The sequence below is a fragment of the Oleidesulfovibrio vietnamensis genome (assembly GCF_055388115.1).
In genome coordinates this window covers 398370-418586 of sequence record NZ_AP042419.1, presented here as the reverse complement: position 1 = coordinate 418586, position 20217 = coordinate 398370, and the positions used below count along the sequence as shown (strand labels likewise).

The following is a 20217-nucleotide window of genomic DNA, read 5'->3' as shown; positions in this document are numbered from 1 at the left end:
ACAAAGCCACGCACGGTGCCCATAGGCCCGTGCGTGGCTTTGTTCTTATTTTCCTCTTCCCGCAAAAAGGTGATTTTCCGGCCCGTTGCGCCAGCGTCAGGGCCGGAAAATCAATGGGGAGGGGAGATTTTTCATCCGGCAAAGCCGGAAACAAGAACCATACGCCGCTAACGGTGCAGCGTGGCGTACAGTTCCTGCGCGGCCGTGTTGGCAGGGTCGCGGCGCAGCAGTTCTTCAAGCTGCCCTGCGGCGTCCTCTGTACGGCCGACGGAAATATAACAACCCGCCAGAGAAACGCGCACTGCGTCCTTTGCAGGGTCCACTTCAAGAAAAGCATGCAGTCTGGGAATGACATCGTCGATACGGCCCAGCACATAGCCAAGCTGCACCAGACCGTGCACGGCGATCATATTGGCCGGATTCATATCCAGCGCCTGCGCGAAATGGCTGAAAGCGGGTTCATTTTCGCCGCGTTCCATTTCAATCAGGCCCATGCCGGCCAGTGCCTTGTCGCCGGGTTCGATATCGGCGGCTTTTTTGTACAGCACCAGCGCATCGTCAAACAACCCGCGCTGCACGGCAATGGTAGCCAGCCCCAGATACGGGTCAGGATGCACACCGTTACTGCCCGCAGCCTTGCGGTAGTATTCCTCGGCTTTATCCAGCTCACCCATAAACAGGTAGCACTCGCCCAGTTCCTTGTTGATCTCGTAATCAAGATGATTGCTCATGGTTCCCCTCCGTTCGAAAACGGCAACCTGTTCCCTTTTTTCTGCCGCTGCAAGAGTTAAGCAAATTCCGGGCCGACACGACCCCGCGGAGTTCAGGGAACTTTTTTCCTTTGCCACGGAACAAGCAGGAACCGTGCCACCCTGCAGAATCACAGGCAGATACGCCCCGTGCGCCAAAAGAGCAACCCCTCTGCCGCCGGCGACGGTCACCAGTGACCAAATATTGACACCATGGCCGCAAAACTGCGCAGAAATCATATTTAAAATATATTTTTCAAACAGTTAACAATCATGGAACACACCTTGCTTTGTGCAGATGGCAGCGTCCGGCTTTCCGGCGCATGGCTTCATCGGAGGCAGACACCATGAAAACACTTTTCGGACAGCACATGGAAGTGACCGCCAAGGTCATGGACATGCAGCTCAAGCGCCAGAACGTCATCATGAGCAATATGGCGAACGTGCGCACGCCCGGGTACAAGGCCCGCGAACTGGACTTTGAAAAAGACCTGCAGGCAGCACTTTCGCTGGGTACGGAAGGCAAGATAGCCCGTACCCATGAAAAGCACGTACCGGCGACCTTTGACCCCGAGACTTTCGGCCCGGAATGGACCAAGGCGTTCAGACCGCGTGTCGTCCACGGCGAAGATCAGGTCGATCTGGACAAGGAAATGGCCAAGATGGCCAAGAACACCCTGCAGTACAACACGCTTTCCACCATCATCAAAGGCAACTTTCAGGGCCTTAAAGACGTCATCATGACAGGGCAGAAATAATGGATTTCATGACAGCACTCGACATCGGCGCATCGGCACTCAGTGCGGAACGCACGAGCATGAACATAACCTCCATGAACCTGGCTAACGCAAAGACGACCAGAACCATAGGCGGCGGGCCATACCGCCGCAAGGCCGTTGTCATGGCTGCCACAGAGGTGGACGACCCCTTCAGCAAGCATATGCAGAGCGCGCTTGACCGCGAACTGCGCGGGGTGCGCGTACAACACATCGTGCGCGACAACCGCCCTTTCCGTCAGGTGTACGAACCCGGACACCCCGACGCCGATGCCAACGGCTACGTTAAATACCCGGACATCAACGTGGTGGAGGAAATGGCCAACCTGATGACCTCGCAGCGCGGGTATCAGGCCAGCGTGTCCACCATCGAGGCTGTCAAAAGCATGTACACCAAGGCACTGGAAATAGGCCGTTCATAGGCGGGGTAACGCATCATGACCATTCAGAGTGTCGGCCTGAAGGCCTACAGCAACGCGCTGTCAAACTTTACCAAGGCAGAACGCAGCATCCAGTCGGGCAAACTGACGCCGGAACCGAGAGTGGAGCGCTCCTTCAGCGACACCATCAACTCTTCGGTAAAAAAAGTGAACGACATGCAGAGTGAAAAAAGCACCATGATCCAGTCGTTCGCCTCCGGCGAAACACAGAACGTGCACGAACTGATGATAACGCTGCAAAAGGCCAGTGTTGCCGTAAAAATGACATCCGCAGTACGCAACAAAGTGATGGAAGCGTACCGCGAACTGAGCAAAATGCAGTTCTAAAACCGGCTGATTCCCGCTACTTATTTTTCCGGAGAAACACATGACCGCGCTCAATTCCGCCGTGGATAAGGCAAAAACTTTCTGGACCCGCATCAGCATGTCGCAGCGGGTATTCATCGTCGGCCTGACTGTGGTCGTGGTGGGCATATTTTTCGGCCTTATCTTCTGGATAAATCAGCCCGACTACAGGGTGCTGTATTCCAAGCTTACCCCGGAAGACGCCAACAGGGTGGTCACCGTGCTGCAGGCGCAGAAGGTCAGGTACCGGCTGGATAACGGCGGCAGCACCATAATGGTACCCGCCGACCGCGTGTACGACATGCGGCTTATGGTTGCCGGTGAAGGTTCAGTGGTGGGACAGGGTGTCGGCTTTGAAATTTTTGACCAGATCAAGGTCGGTCAGACTGATTTTGTTCAGAAAATCAATTACCAGCGCGCCCTGCAGGGCGAGCTTTCGCGTACCATAGCTGAATTTCCCGCTGTGGAGAGCGCCCGCGTACATCTGGTCATTCCGCACCGCAGCCTGTTCATCGAAGAGCAGATGCAGCCTTCCGCTTCTGTGGTGCTGAAGCTGCAGGACGGCAAAAAGATGGACGAAAAGGACGTGCAGGCCGTCGTCAATCTGGTCACCATGTCTGTGGAAGGGCTGGACCAGGGCAAAATTTCCGTGGCGGACACTTCGGGCAAGATTCTGTACTACCCCAAAGACGAACAGTCGCTTGACGGCATGACCTCCACCCAGCTGGAACACAAGCTGACCATGCAGCAGAATTTCGAACGCCGGATCGAAGAGCTGCTCTACCCTGTCATCGGCCCGGGCAAAGTCATTGCCAAGGTCAATGCCGATCTTGATTTTTCGCAGAAAACCATCCGCAAAAAGCTGTTTGACCCCGAAAGCTCTGTGGTACGCAGCGAAATACGTACCGAAGAGGCCCGCAAAGGCACATCAAACGTCAATGCCGGCGTGCCGGAAGCGAACTTCCGCGGCGACGGCATGTCCGGCGGCACCAGCACGGAAGACTCCAACCGTGAAACCCGCAACACCAACTACGAAATAAACGAAGAAGAACAGAATATCATCGCTCCCGTGGGGCAGCTTGACCGGCTGAGTGTTGCGGTTATCGTCGACGGCACGTATGAAAAGAACGAAGAAACGGGCGAATGGACATATGTGCCGCGCAGCGACGAAGAGGTGGCGCGCATCCGCCAGCTGGTGGCCAGTGCCGTCGGGTTCGACCGTGCCCGCGGCGATGTGCTGGAAGTCAGCAGCATATCCTTTGGCGGGCCGGAAGCCGACACCTACATGTCGCTGGCCGAAGTCATCATGGACTACGCGCTGCGACTGGGTAAACCCCTGCTGAACGCGCTGCTGGTCTTCCTCTTCCTCGTCATGGTGGTGCGGCCCGTGGTTCTGGCCCTCATACGGCCCAAGGTCGAAGGTGAAGTGGTCGAAGGCCTGGAAGGTCTGCCCACCGGCGAAGAGCGTCTGGCCCTTATCGAGGGCGAAGAAGACATGGACGCCATGGACGCCCTGAAAAAAATCGACGATATCAAAGCCCATGCGCTGCAGCTTTCCGAACAGAACATGGAACAGGCAGTGGGTATTCTGAAAAGCTGGCTGAAGGACAGCGAAGGAGCCAAAGTTGGCGGAGCAGCTTAAGGGTCCCCGTAAGACCGCGATTCTCCTCCTTGCCATGGGGGACAAGTTCACCTCTGAAGTCTTCAAAAGGCTGGACCGGTCTGAGATCACGGCCATATCCAAGGCCATGGTCGAACTGGACACCGTGCCCAAGGAAGAGGTTGAAGAGGTGCTGCGCGAATTCCATTACGCCCTTGTCACCGGCAAGGAGCTGATAATGGGCGGCGAAGACGCGGTAAAACGCATGCTGATGAAAAACCTCGACAGCGATACGGCCAAGTACATCATGGACGCGCTGTCGCTGGATACCGGCCCGGCTCCTTTCAGAGAACTGGAAAACGTCAGCCCGCGTATTCTGGCCCAGATACTGCGCAACGAACACCCGCAGACGCTGGCGCTCATTCTGGGACACCTGCATGCCGAACAGGCCGCCGAGCTTATCAGCAACCTGCCGGCAGGTGTGCGCCCCGAAGTGCTGATGCGCCTTGCCAAACTGGAAGCAGTGCCCGAAGACATGCTGATGGAAGTGGACAAGGTGCTGCAGACCCAGCTTATCGCCATGGGCGGCAAAGAAGGCAAAAAAGTGGGCGGTGTCCAGTCCGTTGCCGAAATACTCAACGCCGTGGACCGTGCCACGGAAGAAGAAGTGCTTTCGGAAATCGAGGAAGAATCCTCCCAGATGGCAGAAGATATCCGCAACCTCATGTTCGTGTTCGAGGATGTCAATTCGCTGGACGACAGAGCCATCCGCGAACTGATGAAGGAAATATCCAACGAGGACATGACCATGGCTCTGCGCGGCGCCTCCGACGACCTGAAGGAAAAATTCTTCAAGAACATGTCGGAACGCGCGGCCACCATGATCAGAGAAGATCTGGAAATCATGGGCCCCACCCGCCTTGCCGATGTGGAAGGCGCACAGCAGAACATAGTGAAAACCGTGCGCAGGCTGGAGACGGAAGGCCGTATAGCCATCGGACGCGGAGGCGGAGATGTCTTCATCTGACGAATCACCGGCAAAACGCTGGGGCACCATATATATGGGGCCGGGCTCCATGAGAGAACGCACCCTGAGCCAGCTGGAAAGCGGGCGCAATTCTCCGCGCTGGGACGAAGATACCGAAGCGGAATATCTTGCCCGTGTTCGCGCCCGCGCGGAAGAGAAAGCGCGCATCATACTGGAAACAGCACATTCCGACGCCGCACGGCTGCGTGAAGAAGCCCGGCGGCAGGGATACCAGCAGGGCATAGAACAGGCACAGCAGGAACTGGAAGAGTTCCGCGCAACCATGGGCGATTCGGTTTCCGCCGTGCTGGGAGCCATTCAGGCCCAGTGCACTTCCGTATTCAACGCATGGCGTCAGGATCTTGTCACCCTGTTGCGTGCCTGTGTACAGCGCAGCGTCGCCATGCAGCTTTCGCAGCAGCGCGAAGCCGTGCTTGAGGCCATGTTCACAAAAGCTGCCGAAGCTCTTGATTCGCGCCGCGTGCTGGTTATCCGCTGCAATCCGGAAGACACCCCCGCGGTGGAGGATATTGTGGACACCGCCAAAGAGCGCATGGCGGAACTGGAACGCTGGACTGTGAAGCCCGACGATTCCGTTCAGCCCGGCGGACTGGTCATCGACAACAACGAAGGCATGGCAAGCTGCACAGTGGAAAGCAGGCTTGCCGTTGTGGATGAAATACTCTCGCAGCTGGAACTGCCCGCGGACGACCCCGGTCAGGCGTGACCCGCCGTGCGGCCGGCATACATCTTTTTTTCCGGAACAGATTCATGCACCCCAAAGCCTGTCTTGAACTTCTGCACGATGTGCAACTGGTGGACACCTACGGCAAGGTAAACAAGATTGTCGGCCTTGTGGCCGAAGGCTGCGGTGTAAAAGCGCCTCTGGGCGCCGTGTGCCACATCATCCCGGAAGACGGTTCCGCCCCGCTGCCTGCGGAAGTCGTAGGCTTCCGCGACGGCAATATTCTGTTCATGCCGTACGGTGACATGCGCGGCGTACAGTCGGGCAGCCTCATACGCAACACCAGCATGCCGCCGTTGTTTCCTGTGGGCGAATCCATGCTGGGGCGGGCGTTCGATGCTTTCGGGGCACCGATGGACGGCAGCACCATGCCGCCGGTGGCCGGACACAACCCCATTTATGCACAGCCACCCAATCCGCTTTCGCGGCCGCGCATAGACGAACCCCTTGATGTGGGCGTGCGCTGCATCAACAGCCTGATAACACTCGGCAAAGGCCAGCGTGTCGGCATCATGGCCGGTTCTGGCGTCGGCAAATCAACTCTGATGGGCATGATGGCCCGTTACACATCGGCTGATGTCAACGTCATTGCCCTCATTGGCGAACGTGGCCGCGAAGTTGTCGAATTTATGGAAAAAGATCTTGGTCCTGAGGGCATGGCACGCTCGGTGCTCATCATTGCCACCAGTGACCAGTCGCCGCTGGTGCGCATGCGCGCAGCCTACGCCGCCACAGCCGTGGCGGAATTTTTCCGCGATCAGGGTAAAGACGTGCTGCTGATGATGGATTCCGTAACACGTTTTGCCATGGCTGCGCGTGAAGTGGGACTGGCCGTGGGAGAACCGCCCACCACAAAAGGCTACACCCCCACCGTCTTCGCCCAGCTGCCCAAGCTGCTCGAACGTGCCGGAAGAAACCGGCACGGCACCATCACCGGCATCTACACAGTGCTGGTTGACGGCGACGACTTCAACGAACCCATAGCAGACGCGGTGCGTTCCATTCTGGACGGGCACATTGTGCTCACCCGCGATCTGGCGGACATGGGGCACTATCCGGCCATTGATGTGCTCCGCTCCATCAGCCGTCTGCGTACCGACATCTGCCCTCAGGAAGTCATCGCCGCAGGCCGCACCCTCACGCGTCATCTGGCCACTTTCCGCAAGGTCGAAGACATGATCAACATCGGTGCCTACGCACAGGGTTCCAATCCGGACATTGATCAGGCCATCGGCATGGTACCGCGCATCAACCAGTTTCTGCAGCAGCAGGTGCAGGACAAGCAGACCATTGACGCCTGCTATGCCCAGATGCTGGAGCTGGCAGGCCAGCCCGCGGCAGCATCATAACCCGCGCCGCCTGCGCATGCTCAGCACGGACTGCATGCTTGCGTTATGCCATGACTGTGCAGCCTGTACACATCCGCCCGAGCACTCGCGGGCGCACTTGCCCGATCACTCACGGGCGCACTCGCCCGGGCACTTGCGGGCGCACTTGCGCTGCCCCTTGCGCGCAGACTTACTCTTCAAGCCGCAGCCCTTCCAGTTCCTTGCGCAGCCATATACCGGCAACGCCCTGTGCCGCTCCCGGACGCCGGACCACAAACACCGGAGCCGCAAACTTCACCGCATGAAAATCAAGCGGCAGCACCACAAGCCGTCCTGCGCGCACGTGCCTGTCCACCAGATGGCCCGGCAGCGACGCCCAGCCCGCATGCCGCAACACCAGCTGCAATGTGGCATATGTGGATTCCTGCAACCACACCGGCCCGCCGTGCCCCGCCCAGTCGGGCTCTCTGTCACCTGTACGGCTGGCAACAACAATGTGCCGGTACCGCATAAGGTCACGCCGCCCCACCGCAGGCAGTGCGGCAAGAGGATGATGCGCTGCCGCCACCGGCACATAAGGCATATGCCCCACCAGTACGGCATCTATGGCGGCCGGAGTGCCGCTGACCGGCATCACGATGCCCAGATCGGCGCGTCCTTCGCCCACCATCTGGGCCACATCGCCCATGGCGCCGTAATAGGTTTCCAGCTGCACAAAAGGAAAACGCTCGCCAAAGGCCGCCAGCACGTCCACAAACCAGTCCACCGGCACGGCGTCGTCCACAGCCAGACTCAGTCTGGCCTCTTCACCGCCGGCAATGGCCACGGCACGTTCCAGCAGACGGTCGCATTCGCCCAGTACGGTCCACGCCTCACGCAGCAGAGTTTCTCCCGCCGGAGTAAGCACCGCCTTGTGCCCCTTGCGGTCAAAAAGCTCTACCCCCAGATCGATTTCCAGATTGGAAACCGCGGTGCTGACGGCAGACTGCACCTTGCCCAGTCTGCGGGCCGCAGCGGAAAAAGAACCGGTTTCCGCCGCCGCGCGGAAAGCCTCAAGCTGATCAAGAGAAAACACGTCGCCTCCATTTTCTATCACAAAATTAGATAGACTCTATCTTTACACCCTCACTCAATGTGATAGTTCATACCCACATTCTGGGCAAGCGGCACTGCCGGTATTCATCGCTGTTTCGTTCTGATCTGCCCTGATTTCCCGTCCGGTCCCCGTACATGGCTATGCCATGCGGACAGGAAACTCCTGATCAGACTTTCTCCCGAAACTGAAGAATTCCGGCAGGCCCCGTTGCCCTGTATTTTTGTGTCCGGAGGTCAAAATGCGCACACGCATGGATCGAATTCGTCATACCCTGCTGTTTGAAGCAGTTCTCATGGTTCTGCTCATTCTCATTCTCCCCCCGCTGCTCGGTGTTTCCGTACAGAAAATCGGCGGGTTGAGCGTGATTATGAGCATGCTGGCGATGGGATCCAACTTCGCCTACAACGTGATGTTCGACAAAATACTGCTGGCACTGGGCAAACCCCTGCTGCCGCGTCCTTTCATCACCCGTGCCGTTCACGCTGTATGCTTTGAACTGCTGTTCGCGGCGCTCACCATTCCCGTCATCATGTGGTGGCTCAATTTCACCTTTATCGAAGCCATCATCTACGATGCCGGTTTTCTGGTGGGTATCCCTGTGTACGCTTTTCTTTTCAATCTGACGTACGACACGGTTTTTCCGCTGCCGCAGCCCCCTGTGCCGGCTGAACAGAACAGCTAGCGGACCCTGTACACGCTGCCCGACAGCCCGTGCCCATGCACGGGCTTTTTTTTCGCCTGCCGTACCGAACCCACATTTTCCGGCCGCAGGCAACCGTAAAAAGCACTGCCGCAACGGGAACGGGAACGGGAACGGGAACGGGAACGGGAACGGGAACGGGAACGGGAACGGGAACGGGAACGGGAACGGGAACGGGAACGGGAACGGGAACGGGAACGGGAACGGGAACGGGAACGGGAACGGGAACGGGAACGGGAACGGCCCGCCTTGCGGCGGGCCGTTTGTTCAGCAGTTACTCTCAGAAAGCGTTATTTTCTGCTGTTCAGCTCATCAATCAGTTCTTCAAGCCGGGCAGCAAGCTCTGCCAGACGTGCCACTGCGCCTGCGGCCTGATCCATGCCTTCCGCCGTATCCGTAGCCACAGCACTTATTTCATCCACGGCTCTGTTAATTTCTTCACTGGTCGCGGACTGCTGCTCCGCAGCTGTGGCGATGGAACGCACCTGATCGGACGTATGCTCTGCCAGCCGCACTATTTCCTTCAGTGCGGCACCGGCTTCGCGCGCTTTGCCTGTGGCTTCATCAGCGGCACCGGCTGCGTTTTCCACATGCTCCACATTATCATGTGCACTTTTCTGAATAGTCCCTATGGCATCACCAACTTCTTTGGTGGCATGCATGGTCTTTTCGGCAAGCTTGCGCACCTCATCGGCCACCACGGCAAAACCGCGACCGGCATCGCCCGCTCTGGCCGCCTCAATGGCTGCATTAAGGGCCAGCAGGTTTGTCTGGTCGGCAATATCGCTGATAACGTCCATAATTCTGCTGATGTCTTCCGTCTGTTTGCCCAGACCGGCCATTTCGCCGCGCAATGTCTGCGCCCGGCTGTTCACACGGGCGATGGACGCTACCACCTGCTCCACCACATTCTCGCCTGCCGCCGCCTTATGGCGGGTTTCGTCAGCAGTGGCGGCGGACTCTGCAGAATTACGCGCCACTTCCAGCACCGTGGCATTCATTTCCTCCATGGCCACAGCCGTCTCCTGCGAGCGGGCAGACTGAATTCCGGCACCGGATGCAACCTCGTCCACCTGCGCCGAAAGCGCCTGCGCAGCCAGCGACACCTGCTCGGCTATCTCTTTGGCCTCCGAAGCAATACGGGCCATGCTTTCCAGCAGGGCAGACACCTTCGCCTCCTGCTCTTTGGCTTCGCCCATGGCCGCTTCAGCCCGCTGTGTCTGTTGCGCTGCCTCTTCGGTGCGCGCAGCAGATTCGGCCATTTTATCACGCAGATCGCCCACCATGGATGCAATGGAATCACGCAGCAGGGCAAGTTCCGCCTCGTATTTACCCTCGGGGCGGGCCTTCAGATCGCCACCGGCCACCGCACCTGCATACGCGCGCAGACGCTCCAGAGGCGAAAGCAGACTGCGCCCCAGAAAATACCGGGCAAGCAGCCCCAGCACCAGCAGGACGCCGACGGTGGTAATTCCTACCCCGATGGCCGCGCTGCGCACGCGGGCATGCACGCCTTCCAGCGAACTGATCACCTGAAACGCCCCGTGGATGCTGCCGACCTTCCAGCCTTCACGTATGCCTCCGGTAGGATCTTTGGATCCTTTGGGATCGCCGTGGCAGAACATGCAGTCCTGCGTCAGCCTGACGGGTCTGAAATAACGTATGGCATCGGCTTCTCGCACAACATACTCATCAAGCTGTTCTTTTTTAAGCTTGGCAAGAACTTCCTGCTCAAGAGGCGTGGGCGTGTTTGCCGGATTTCTGGGGCTTACCTTGGGTACGCGGAATTCATAGCCGGCTTTTTCGGCATTTTCCGCTGCGGCGCGCATGGCAGTAACAACCGGAACAGCCGATACGACCTTGTCAGACGGCAATTCATCCAGCGGACGAACCACGCCGTCCTTCAGCTTTACCGCCATCTGGTGGCGTGTGGCTTCTGCCATCAGCACTATGCTGCGGCTTTTTTCCAGTATGGCTTCCTCGGCACCGTGCCGGATATCCCTTACCCAGCTGACAGCCATCAGCAATGCAACAACCAGAGGGCCCAGCAGCGCAACAGCCAGCACTTTCCACTTTATGCTCATGTTCTTCCCCTGATGAAATCGAATAAGATACGGCCATGCGGCAAAGCTCACTTTATTCTATCGGCAGGACAAGGGAAAGCATAACCTCAGAACAAGTTTTCTGCAGAGGATAATAAAAAAGGGCACACATGGTGCCCTGTCTGCAGTAAAGCCGATTATTTCTGTGTTCTGCGTTCCCACAGCTTCATGTCTTTCATTTTTTTACGGCGCTCACGTTGCAGCGACTTGCATACAAGGGGAGTTCCTTTTTTATAACCACATTTCGCTCTGTACTCGTCCGGCGTCAGACCATGCGTTGCAAGGTGTTTTTTTGTCAGAATCTTGAACGATTTGCCGCACTCGACGCAGGTGATTGTCTTTTCCTTGATGGCTTTTTTGGCGTCAACGGCATCAACAGCGGCGTCTTCGGCTGTGACGGAGCACTCACTGATGTTCTTGATGCCTTCTGCCAGCGTTTTTACCATGGTAGTTATCTCTTCTTCTGTCATGGTGCGTACACTGGCCTGAGCCTTAACTATTTCCAGAGCTTCTTTAAGATATGCTTCCATTACATCGCTCCTGTAGTAGAAAAAAATTGCAAGTTCCGTATCACACGCACATACCGGTGTTGGTGTAGGATATTCATACAACAACGGTCAATACTGAAAACATCGGCAACAACTGTCTTTTGTCCGGAAATCCGGCACCCGGCTGAAAATGCTGCATGGCGGTCGCCTGTTCTCACTGCATTCACATTTTATATCTTCTTTCGTTCTGATACATTGCGCATATACGCAAGACAGATACATAAAAACAGGCTTCCGCATCATGTTATGCCGGTAACACATCTGCCCTGTGACGGAACCGGACGTGATGCGCATATGCGGTGCCTGCCCGTATGCCGGACGGACTCCCTGCACACCGATACTCTATGCATCCGGCGCTGTTCCGGTTATGCTGCACAGGTACAGTCAGCGGCTGAACGCGCCGGACACACCCAAAATACCGTGAGGTCGAACCATCATGAAATACATCCTCTTTGAAGATTTTTCCGGCATGCCGGTTCCTTTCATTTTTCCCGACAGAGTCGACCATGCCGACATGCGCGAACAGATGCCCTATACTCTCGTGCTGGCAGCAGGGTATGTCCACATGAGGCAAGGACAGTTTTACTGCCACGGCGGAGCACCGGAACTGGAAGCAACCGCACGCGCGGAAGACGCGGCAATCATCCGCGACTTTTTTCTGCGTGACGAAGCGGAGTAACGCACGGTTTCATGCATCCGCTCATCACCATTGCCGGAACCCACAGCGGGTGCGGCAAAACAACAGTCAGTCTGGCACTTATGGCTGCCTTGCGCCGCGCCGGATTTGCCGTGCAGCCGTTCAAGGCAGGGCCGGACTTTATTGATACGGGGCACCACGGCACCGTAACCGGACGGCAGGGCCAGAATATTGACGGCTGGATAATGGGCCGTCAGGCGTGCTGTGAACTGGTATCACGCGCCATGAGCAATCCCGCGGGGCATCCTGCGGACATCGGTGTCATTGAAGGCGTTATGGGCCTTTTTGACGGCGCGTCCGGCTCGTGCGACAGCGGCTCCACCGCGCAACTGGCCTCATGGCTGCAAGCCCCCGTGGTGCTTGTTGCGGATGCACGCTCCATGGCCCGTTCCGCCGCGGCGCTGGTGTCCGGTTATGTCCGGTTTGACCCGCATCTGCCGTTTGCAGGCGTTATCTTCAACAGGGTGGGCAGCAGCAACCACCGCAGTCTCATTGCCGAAGCCATGCGCACGGCATGTCCGGACATCCCCGTGCTGGGCTTTCTGCCACGCGATGAATCGCTGGAAATACCGGCCCGCCATCTGGGACTGAACACCGCGGCGGAATCTCCGCTGACAGCCGGAGTGCAGGACAGGCTTGCCCGCTGGTTCACGGCCGGAGTCAGTCTGAACAGCATTCTGACAGCAGCGCGTCGGGCAGCAGCGTCTCGGGCAGCAACGCGTCAGACCGCAGGATGTCAGGCAGCAGAACGTGCCGGACAATGTGTTACGCGGCAGTCCGGTTCAGCACCCGACGGCATTGTACAGTCCCGCAGCACTGCACAAACGCCTGTCCGCATCGGCGTTTCAGCCGATGAAGCATTCTGCTTTGTCTATGCTGAAAACCTGCGGTTGCTCCAATCAGCCGGAGCCGAACTGGTCTTTTTTTCACCGCTGCATGATGCGCACCTGCCTGCCGGCCTGCATGGGGTGTATCTGACTGGAGGCTATCCGGAACTTCACGCGGACAGACTGTATGAAAACACCCTGATGCGTACCGCTGTATATGATTTTTCTCTCGCCGGAGGCATAGTGTATGCCGAGTGCGGCGGTTTCATGTATCTGATGCAGCAGCTGTACGACCAGCAGGGAGCATCGTGGCCCATGTGCGGCTGCCTGCCTTTTTCATGCGCCATGGGCACACGCTTCAGGGCGCTGGGCTACCGGCAGGTACGCACCACTGCGGATTCGCCTCTCGGCGCAGCAGGCACAGTCCTGCGCGGGCACGAATTTCATTACTCGCACCTGTGCGCGCCGCCCGCCGGAGACGATACAATGAATATTACCAACATCTATGACGCCACAGACCGCAACGGCACGCCCCTGAACAGCGGTACCGGCGACGCCCCCGCAGCGGCAGGCCACCTGCAGCGCAACACACTGGGGTCTTACGTGCACCTGCACTTTGCATCCTGCCCCGACGCGGCCCGCGCTTTTGTCGGCGCATGCCGCCGTTCATCCGTAACCACGCCCTGACAGCGCAACATCCGCAGTGCCGGAGGAAAATATATGGATACCCCCGTTCTTCAGCAATGCTTCGCACCTCAGGCCATCGAGGCGCGCTCCTTTGCCATTATCGATTCGGAAGTGCCCGAGCCGCGCCCCTTCTGCGGTGCCCACTGGCACATAGCGCGCAGACTGGTGCATACCACCGCCGATTTTGACCTGCTGAACCACATACGGTTTCATCCGCAGGCAGTGGAGGCGGGTATACGCGCCCTGCAAAACGGCTGCACCATATTCACAGACACGGAGATGGCCCGCTCCGGCATACCCCTGCGCCGCATGACACCGCTGGGCTGCACGGTAACGTGTCTGCTGAACCGCCCCGATGTGGTACACGCGGCGCAGCGCGACAACACAACCCGCGCCCATGCCGCCATGAACGCCGCCAGCAGCGAACTGGCAGGAGCCATAGTGGCCATAGGCAACGCACCCACGGCGCTCATCCGGCTGGCCGGACACCTGGAACAGGGCTGCCCTGCGCCCGCACTGGTCATCGCCATGCCCGTGGGCTTTGTAAACGCGGCGGAATCCAAGGCGCTGTTCATACAGCAAAACCGTGTACCATGGATTACCATAGAGGGCAGAAAAGGCGGGTCTGCACTGGCGGCAGCCACCGTGAACGCACTGGCCGTGATGGCGCTGGAATCTTCACCCGCCGCCCCGTGATACCGCACTGCGTGCGCCTTGCGCATCTATGCCGCGGTTGCTATGATAGCAGATTATGTGCGCCGCACGAACATTGTCTGTTCACACTGCCGCAGTGCACCCACGCGCCCCGAGGCGCTTTTCATACGCCCCTGTACACTGCATGCACTGTGTCGGCGGCACCAGAGAAGGAAGTTATATGACGGATGAAACCAACCGGAATTCCGGTTTTGGAGACGAGCTGCAGAACGACCCCGCAGCACGCATGGCCAGCGAACTGACCGGCGTGGACGAGCCGGAGAACGCGCTGCCCGCTCTGACTTTTGAAGAAGTACCCGACACCATCAGGCAGGCCGCCGCACGCGCCGGCTGGCAGAGCCTGATGCCCGTGCAGCTGCACACCATGCCCTATTTTCTCCAGCGCCGCGATCTTATGGTTCAGTCGCGCACGGGCAGCGGCAAAACCGGTGCCTACCTGCTGCCGTTGATTGACCGCATCGACCCGCACAAAAACGAATGTCAGGCTCTGGTGCTGGTGCCCACCCGCGAACTGGCCCTGCAGGTCGTGCATGAAGCCGAAGTGCTGTATCAGGAGCTGGGCATAAACATTGCCGCCGTGTACGGCGGTGTGGGCTACGGCAAACAGACCGACGCCCTCAAGGCCGGAGCCCAGCTGGTGGTGGGCACTCCCGGTCGTGTGCTGGACCACCTTCTGCGCCGCACGCTCACGCTGGACGCGCTGCGTGTGCTCCTGTTCGACGAAGCGGACCGCATGCTTTCCATCGGTTTCTACCCCGATATGAAAGAAGTGCAGCGGTACCTGCCGCGCAGACGCATCAGCACCTATCTTTTTTCCGCCACATATCCGCCGCATGTTGTCCGGCTTGCCGGGGAATTTCTGCACGATCCTCAGATGCTCAGCCTCAGTCATTCTCAGGTGCACATCACGCAGACCCCGCACGTTTTTTACGAATGCAAGCCCATGGAAAAAGACCGTGTGCTTGTACGCATCATTGAAATAGAAAATCCCGCGTCGGCCATCATCTTCTGCAACACCAAGTCCAACGTGCACTATGTGACGGCCGTGCTGCAGGGCTTCGGATACAATGCCGACGAACTGTCTGCCGATCTTTCGCAGGCCAAACGGGAACAGGTGCTCAAAAAACTGCGTAACGGACAGGTGCGTTTTCTGGTAGCCACCGATGTGGCGGCCCGCGGCATCGACATTCCCGATCTTTCACATGTGGTGCTGTACGAACCGCCGGAAGACCACGAATCGTACATCCACCGCGCAGGACGCACCGGACGTGCCGGAGCCAGCGGCGAAGTGATATCGCTGGTGGACATCATGCAGAAGCTGGAACTGGGCCGCATAGCCAAGCATTACCAGATAGACATGCAGATGCGCCCCACCCCCACGGATGAAGACGTGGCAAAAGTGGCCACCGAGCGCATGACCGCCATGCTGGAAGCCAAGCTGCGCTCGCGCTCGCCGCTGCAGCGCGAAAGAATGCAGCGTTTCATGCCCATGGTACGCCAGATGGCCGAAGACGAAGAACAGATGAAGCTTGTGGCCATGCTTATTGACGAGCTGTATCAGGATTCGCTGCATGCCGCTCCTCCCGCGCCTTCGGCGGAAGAACACAGGCAGCGCCCCGCAGCGCGGCCCGCGCCGCGCACCGCTCCGGCACCACGGCCCCAACAGGCGGCAGCCGGTAATGAACAGCAGGACAGCGATCCGCGGCCCAAAAGACGCAGAAGACGCAGGAAGCCCGCCAGCTCTGAATAAAACGACTACGCCATGACCCAAGAACTTCACAGGCCGGCACCCGTCGCCTATTCCAGTGACGAGGTGATCCGCAACTTTACCGCTGTGCTCGGTTCGTATTCCTTTATACAGGAAATGCGGACCCTGCGCGTGGGCAGACTGCAGTTCCGCCGCCGAAAAAAAGTGCTGCGCGAATTCACAGCGCTGTTTATCGCGCTGTGGAATCTTGCGCTGCACAAGTCCTTTCCCGACGATGCAGAGCTGATCTTTGACGAGTTCATCAGCAGGCTTGCCAACCATTGCAGCCAGTCCAGCAAAAACACAAAGCTGCTCTGGCAGCAGATACAGGTGTACCAGACGCTGCTCGAAGCAAGAAAAGACAGTGACTTCACCGAGATTGCCGCTTTTATCACCGGTCAGCTGGAAACAGACAGCACCGAACAGCTGCGGACAAAACACCGCCTTGCGCTGCTGATCCGAGGCGCCTACAGCATCATCTTCGACAGGCTGATCTGACAGGCACCCGCATCTGAAAATGCACAGGCCGGAAGGGATACTACTTCCGGCCTGTTTTTTTTCACCCGCAGTCACACATCCGCTGCGGCGCCCGCCATGTCATACTCCCAAAAGCCCCGCCGGTGACTGCCGGTTTTGCAGCCCCGGAATGCTGCATTACCGCAGAACGCGCGGTGCAACATCTCATCCGCTTCCGCGCACCGGCACACGGCAACAGCCAGCCGGAGCAACAACATAAAAAAAGCGTGCGGAACATGTGTTCCGCACGCTTGAAGCCGTATGCAGCCGGTGCCGTCTAAAAGCGGTATCCCAGCGTCATGCCCACAAGGTGAGCGTCTCCGTCTTTGAAGCGCACTCTGTTTTCACCGCCCATTGTGGTGGTCACACTGCCTGTGCGTTCCTTGATAAGCAGGTAGGTGTAGCTGAGGTCCAGCGTCCACGGCCCCTGATGTATGCCCACACCGCCGCTGAAAAGATGCCTGTCGTTGGCAGGCACCAGAAAATCAAGATAGTTTTCGTTGAGCGGCGAATTGTCATAAACATAGCCGGCACGCAGGTCCAGCATCTCGTTAAGGGCATATTCAACCCCCACGTTAAACCGCCAGACATCCTTCCACTCGGTGGTTTTGTCCGTCGTTGCCACACTGGGGTTGTTATAATCGATGACCAGCTTGTCATAGCTTGTCCAGCCGGTACGTACCGCACCCGCTTCAATGCTCAGCCTGTCGGTGGGCATCACACATACCCCCAGAAAAAGCATGTCGGGCAGGTTCACGCTGCCGCGCGCATCGGTATCGCCCCAGTTGCTGAAAAGGGGGCCGGAACCGCTGAAATAGCCCGTGCCCTTCAGGTTCTGCTTGATGCCGGAACGCCAGCTGGCGCCCAGCGCAAGCCATTCCACAGGCTGATAGTGAATGCCCAGATTAATGCCGTAGCCTATGCTTTCGCCGTTCACACGGCCGTCCAGCCTGCCGCCGGCACCGGCTTCCACTATGTTTTTCTGCTCATAGTCAAACCACATGGCCTCAATGCCAAAGGCGACCGAAAGCTTGTCGGTAAGTTTAAGCCCCATGACGGGGTTCACCGACAGGGACTGTATGCCCACATAATACAGCTGGTCTTTACCGAACCAGTCTTTGGAATATTCATTACCCAGACCGAAACGGGAAAACACGCCGACACCGTAGTACAGCGCATCGTTGACCTGCCGCGTGGCGTAGGCATGAGGAATGGCCCAGTAATTCTTTTTGGCGGAGACAGTTTCCTGCCCTTTCACTTCCACGGTGGCGCTGGGGTCTACCAGCGTCATGCCCGCAGCCATCTGAGTACCCTTAAGCTGCGTAATCAGCGCAGGGTTGAACGCAATGGAAGAAGGACTGGCCTTGCGCGCAACCATGGCGCCGCCCAGAGCATTGCCGCGGGCGCTGAATTCGTACATGGCAAATCCTGCGGCCCGGGCCGTGTGCGGAAGGCTGAGAAACATGCCCGAAAGAGCGAGACAACAGACTATGAAGAACCGTCGCACTGATAACCTCGATTGATGATGAATAACGTTTTGTAGCCGCAACCTCCGTCCGTGTTCCCCGTTCTTCGAATCAGTGCGTATGCTTCATTACAGTATTCAGTCGGAATCGGGAGCTTTTAGACTCTTTTGCCGGTAAACACAAGAACACGCCCGACCGGCCATGCGCAGCAAGCATAAGAAACAAAATCGCCTCTTCCGTTGTCACGCCATGTGCAACGCGACACGTCCCTTGCGGGTGCCGCCCGCACAAAACGCCCCGACGGAACTGTCACGGCTGCATTTACCGTCTGCCCCGAAGCGGCATAAGAAAACCCCGCACAGGCGGGGCAGACATCACGGGCCGTAACCGGAAAAAACACCTGCCGTCAGCCGGCACCGCCTGTCATGGCCGCCAGCTCTCCCCGTGCCTCGCGGCTCAGCAGCGGGGCCACAGTCTGCAGCGCAGCCGTGAAATGACTGAAGCCGCAGTCTTCCACCGTCTGTTTAAGCTCTTTCAGACGCTCGCCGGAAAACTTTGCCTCCATCTTCATGTGGTTGCCCCACACATGCCCCCAGCCTGCCTCGCTCAGCGGCGCCTTGCGGCCGGTGTCCTGCCGGTGCACCACACATACACGCCCGTCATACAGCACCCTGCCGCCGGCGTTCCATACCTGAATATCATGCTCGATATCATCCACCTGCGACGGCGAAAAACGAACATCGAATTGCGGAACCCCCAGCCTGTCGCACAACCGCCTGTTGAACAGATGACAGCAGCCCATGACCGAAAGGCACGGACTGCGGTAGTCATACTGCCCCATATCCCAGAACAGCGGAGCGTTGTTTGTGAAGCGTATGAGCTTGTTACCCGCCTTGTAAAAGTTGCGCAGCACATACTGCACTGACGCGATGCTGCCGGGGTTGACCACCTTGGGCCCCACCACCGCAGCCTGCGGGTATTCATCAAGCGACTGCATGTACATGCGCAGCCAGCCTTCGGGCAGCAGCACATCGTCGTCCAGATACGCCACATAGTCCGCCTGCCGCATGGCAGGCAGCTGCCACAGCCAGTTGCGGGCCGCCGGGGCGCCCACATTCACCGGCAGATGGATAAAATCCACAGGCCTGCCGCACGCGGCTTCCCGCGCGGCATCTTCCAGCTGACGCGGCGAAAACGCATCAGAACCGTTATTCAGCAGCGTGATGGATGCATTGCCTATATCGCTGTGCACAAGGCTGCGCAGCGTATCCAGAGTCACGTCAAATTTGTTCCATGTGTACAGAGCCACACTGACACTTCTGCCGCGGGCCACACTTTCAAAACCGGCAGGCGGTGCACCGCGCAATGTCTCCACCAGCCTGTGCACCAGAAAAAACAAGGCAGGTTCGGCCTGCAGGGCATCACGCAGCAGAGCTATCCCCTGTTCTCTGTGCCCTTCACGCAGTGCCAGTTCCGCGCTCACATGCAGCGACACAGGGCCGGGTACGGCAAGTGACAACAGCTCGCGGCACAGCTCCGGACGGTTCATGCTCAGCGCGCCCCACGCAAAAAACGGCGCCGCTATGCCGCCTTCCGGAGTCTGCACAAATGCCCGTGCCGCCTGTTCAAAAAAAGCACCGTTGCCTATTTCCCACAGAATACCCGCGCAGGTGAACCGGTAAGCCGGAGAATCACCGTACAGCGCGCCGTGCAGCAGCTTTTCGTCATCTTTTTCCAGCGCGGTGGTCCGTTGCAGCACATCGCCCATATACACGGCAGGGCCGGAATCGAGCACATCGCGCACAGCACCCAGCCAGCGCATGTACACTTCGGAAGCCCGCTGTCCCGCGCACAGCGAAGCCACCACCCCCCGCAATGCCGAATCAAAGGGATTCAGCAACAGGGCCTGACGCAGCAGCCCTCTGGCAAGTGCCATGCGCTGCATCCCCTCCTGCGGCGGCTGAGCCTGCAGGTCACGCAGCAAATGGTCGGCCATCTGCATGGCCAGTGCGGGATCAGTATAACCGTTGGTCAGATGCTGCCTGCGGAAAAGAGAGGTCATCAAATCGCGTTCCGGCGCGTTGCGCATAATCGTTGTCCTGTCTGT

19 protein-coding genes are annotated in these 20217 nt (G+C 58.3%); 13 read left to right on the top strand and 6 right to left on the bottom strand.

Going from position 1 to position 20217, the window contains the following annotated elements:
• Window positions 1–167 precede the first annotated feature (167 nt).
• Window positions 168–731 carry a tetratricopeptide repeat protein gene (locus ACZ5D1_RS01825; RefSeq protein WP_011366496.1) on the bottom strand — a complete coding sequence of 188 codons (564 nt, stop codon included), beginning with the start codon at window positions 729–731 and terminating at the stop codon, window positions 168–170.
• Window positions 732–1096: 365 nt separating this feature from the next.
• Here ACZ5D1_RS01825 and flgB point away from each other — a divergent pair, with 365 nt between their 5' ends.
• Genes flgB through ACZ5D1_RS01790 form a run of 7 tightly spaced genes read left to right on the top strand, consistent with a single transcriptional unit; the run spans window position 1097 to window position 7031 of the window.
• On the top strand, window positions 1097–1507 hold the full coding sequence (gene flgB / locus ACZ5D1_RS01820) for a flagellar basal body rod protein FlgB (RefSeq protein WP_011366495.1): 411 nt from the start codon (window positions 1097–1099) through the stop codon (window positions 1505–1507).
• Window positions 1507–1947, top strand: coding sequence for a flagellar basal body rod protein FlgC (flgC, locus tag ACZ5D1_RS01815; RefSeq protein ID WP_011366494.1), 441 nt, complete (start codon window positions 1507–1509; stop codon window positions 1945–1947). The genes flgB and flgC overlap by 1 nt, the downstream gene beginning before the upstream one ends.
• 15 nt (window positions 1948–1962) lie before the next feature.
• Entirely contained in the window at window positions 1963–2292 is a 330-nt protein-coding gene (fliE, locus tag ACZ5D1_RS01810) for a flagellar hook-basal body complex protein FliE (RefSeq protein WP_011366493.1), read from the top strand.
• Window positions 2293–2332: 40 nt separating this feature from the next.
• The gene (gene fliF, locus ACZ5D1_RS01805) at window positions 2333–3952 is read left to right on the top strand and encodes a flagellar basal-body MS-ring/collar protein FliF (RefSeq protein ID WP_011366492.1); all 1620 of its coding nucleotides are present in this window, start codon (window positions 2333–2335) and stop codon (window positions 3950–3952) included.
• A gap of 34 nt (window positions 3953–3986) precedes the next feature.
• Window positions 3987–4937 (top strand): flagellar motor switch protein FliG, encoded by a 951-nt coding sequence (fliG, locus tag ACZ5D1_RS01800; RefSeq protein ID WP_234702945.1) that lies wholly within the window; start codon window positions 3987–3989, stop codon window positions 4935–4937.
• Complete coding sequence (locus ACZ5D1_RS01795) at window positions 4924–5664, top strand: FliH/SctL family protein (RefSeq protein WP_464555716.1); 741 nt, start codon at window positions 4924–4926, stop codon at window positions 5662–5664. Before fliG ends, ACZ5D1_RS01795 begins: the two co-directional genes overlap by 14 nt.
• A 44-nt stretch (window positions 5665–5708) precedes the next feature.
• Window positions 5709–7031, top strand: a complete 1323-nt coding sequence (locus ACZ5D1_RS01790) for a FliI/YscN family ATPase (protein WP_464555714.1) — start codon at window positions 5709–5711, stop codon at window positions 7029–7031.
• Between the two features lie 169 nt (window positions 7032–7200).
• Here the strand turns inward: ACZ5D1_RS01790 and ACZ5D1_RS01785 are convergent, their stop codons facing one another.
• Window positions 7201–8085, bottom strand: a complete 885-nt coding sequence (locus ACZ5D1_RS01785; RefSeq protein ID WP_273194938.1) for a LysR family transcriptional regulator — start codon at window positions 8083–8085, stop codon at window positions 7201–7203.
• Between the two features lie 259 nt (window positions 8086–8344).
• Between ACZ5D1_RS01785 and ACZ5D1_RS01780 the strand changes: the two genes are divergently transcribed.
• Entirely contained in the window at window positions 8345–8788 is a 444-nt protein-coding gene (locus tag ACZ5D1_RS01780) for a PACE efflux transporter (RefSeq protein WP_455696526.1), read from the top strand.
• A 308-nt stretch (window positions 8789–9096) separates the two neighbouring features.
• On the opposite strand, the gene ACZ5D1_RS01775 is transcribed toward ACZ5D1_RS01780, so the two are convergent.
• Window positions 9097–10890: a methyl-accepting chemotaxis protein gene (locus ACZ5D1_RS01775; RefSeq protein WP_464555711.1), complete on the bottom strand. Its 1794-nt coding sequence runs from the start codon at window positions 10888–10890 to the stop codon at window positions 9097–9099.
• Between the two features lie 155 nt (window positions 10891–11045).
• Complete coding sequence (locus tag ACZ5D1_RS01770) at window positions 11046–11438, bottom strand: Ros/MucR family transcriptional regulator (protein ID WP_011366485.1); 393 nt, start codon at window positions 11436–11438, stop codon at window positions 11046–11048.
• A gap of 454 nt (window positions 11439–11892) precedes the next feature.
• Here ACZ5D1_RS01770 and ACZ5D1_RS01765 point away from each other — a divergent pair, with 454 nt between their 5' ends.
• The 5 genes from ACZ5D1_RS01765 to ACZ5D1_RS01745 all read left to right on the top strand — a co-directional run bounded on the left by ACZ5D1_RS01765 (window position 11893) and on the right by ACZ5D1_RS01745 (window position 16626).
• Complete coding sequence (locus tag ACZ5D1_RS01765; RefSeq protein ID WP_273194927.1) at window positions 11893–12135, top strand: hypothetical protein; 243 nt, start codon at window positions 11893–11895, stop codon at window positions 12133–12135.
• Between the two features lie 11 nt (window positions 12136–12146).
• Window positions 12147–13667: a cobyrinate a,c-diamide synthase gene (locus tag ACZ5D1_RS01760; RefSeq protein ID WP_464555708.1), complete on the top strand. Its 1521-nt coding sequence runs from the start codon at window positions 12147–12149 to the stop codon at window positions 13665–13667.
• A gap of 33 nt (window positions 13668–13700) precedes the next feature.
• Window positions 13701–14363, top strand: a complete 663-nt coding sequence (locus ACZ5D1_RS01755) for a precorrin-8X methylmutase (protein ID WP_011366482.1) — start codon at window positions 13701–13703, stop codon at window positions 14361–14363.
• A 178-nt stretch (window positions 14364–14541) separates the two neighbouring features.
• Window positions 14542–16131, top strand: a complete 1590-nt coding sequence (locus ACZ5D1_RS01750; protein ID WP_011366481.1) for a DEAD/DEAH box helicase — start codon at window positions 14542–14544, stop codon at window positions 16129–16131.
• A 12-nt stretch (window positions 16132–16143) separates the two neighbouring features.
• Window positions 16144–16626, top strand: coding sequence for a hypothetical protein (locus ACZ5D1_RS01745; RefSeq protein ID WP_011366480.1), 483 nt, complete (start codon window positions 16144–16146; stop codon window positions 16624–16626).
• Window positions 16627–16921: 295 nt separating this feature from the next.
• Here ACZ5D1_RS01745 and ACZ5D1_RS01740 read toward each other — a convergent pair whose 3' ends face one another.
• The gene (locus ACZ5D1_RS01740; RefSeq protein WP_148204095.1) at window positions 16922–18109 is read right to left on the bottom strand and encodes an OmpP1/FadL family transporter; all 1188 of its coding nucleotides are present in this window, start codon (window positions 18107–18109) and stop codon (window positions 16922–16924) included.
• Between the two features lie 407 nt (window positions 18110–18516).
• A complete protein-coding gene (locus ACZ5D1_RS01735) occupies window positions 18517–20199 on the bottom strand; it encodes a glycosyltransferase (protein ID WP_464555706.1) in 1683 nt (560 codons plus the stop codon).
• Window positions 20200–20217 lie beyond the last annotated feature (18 nt).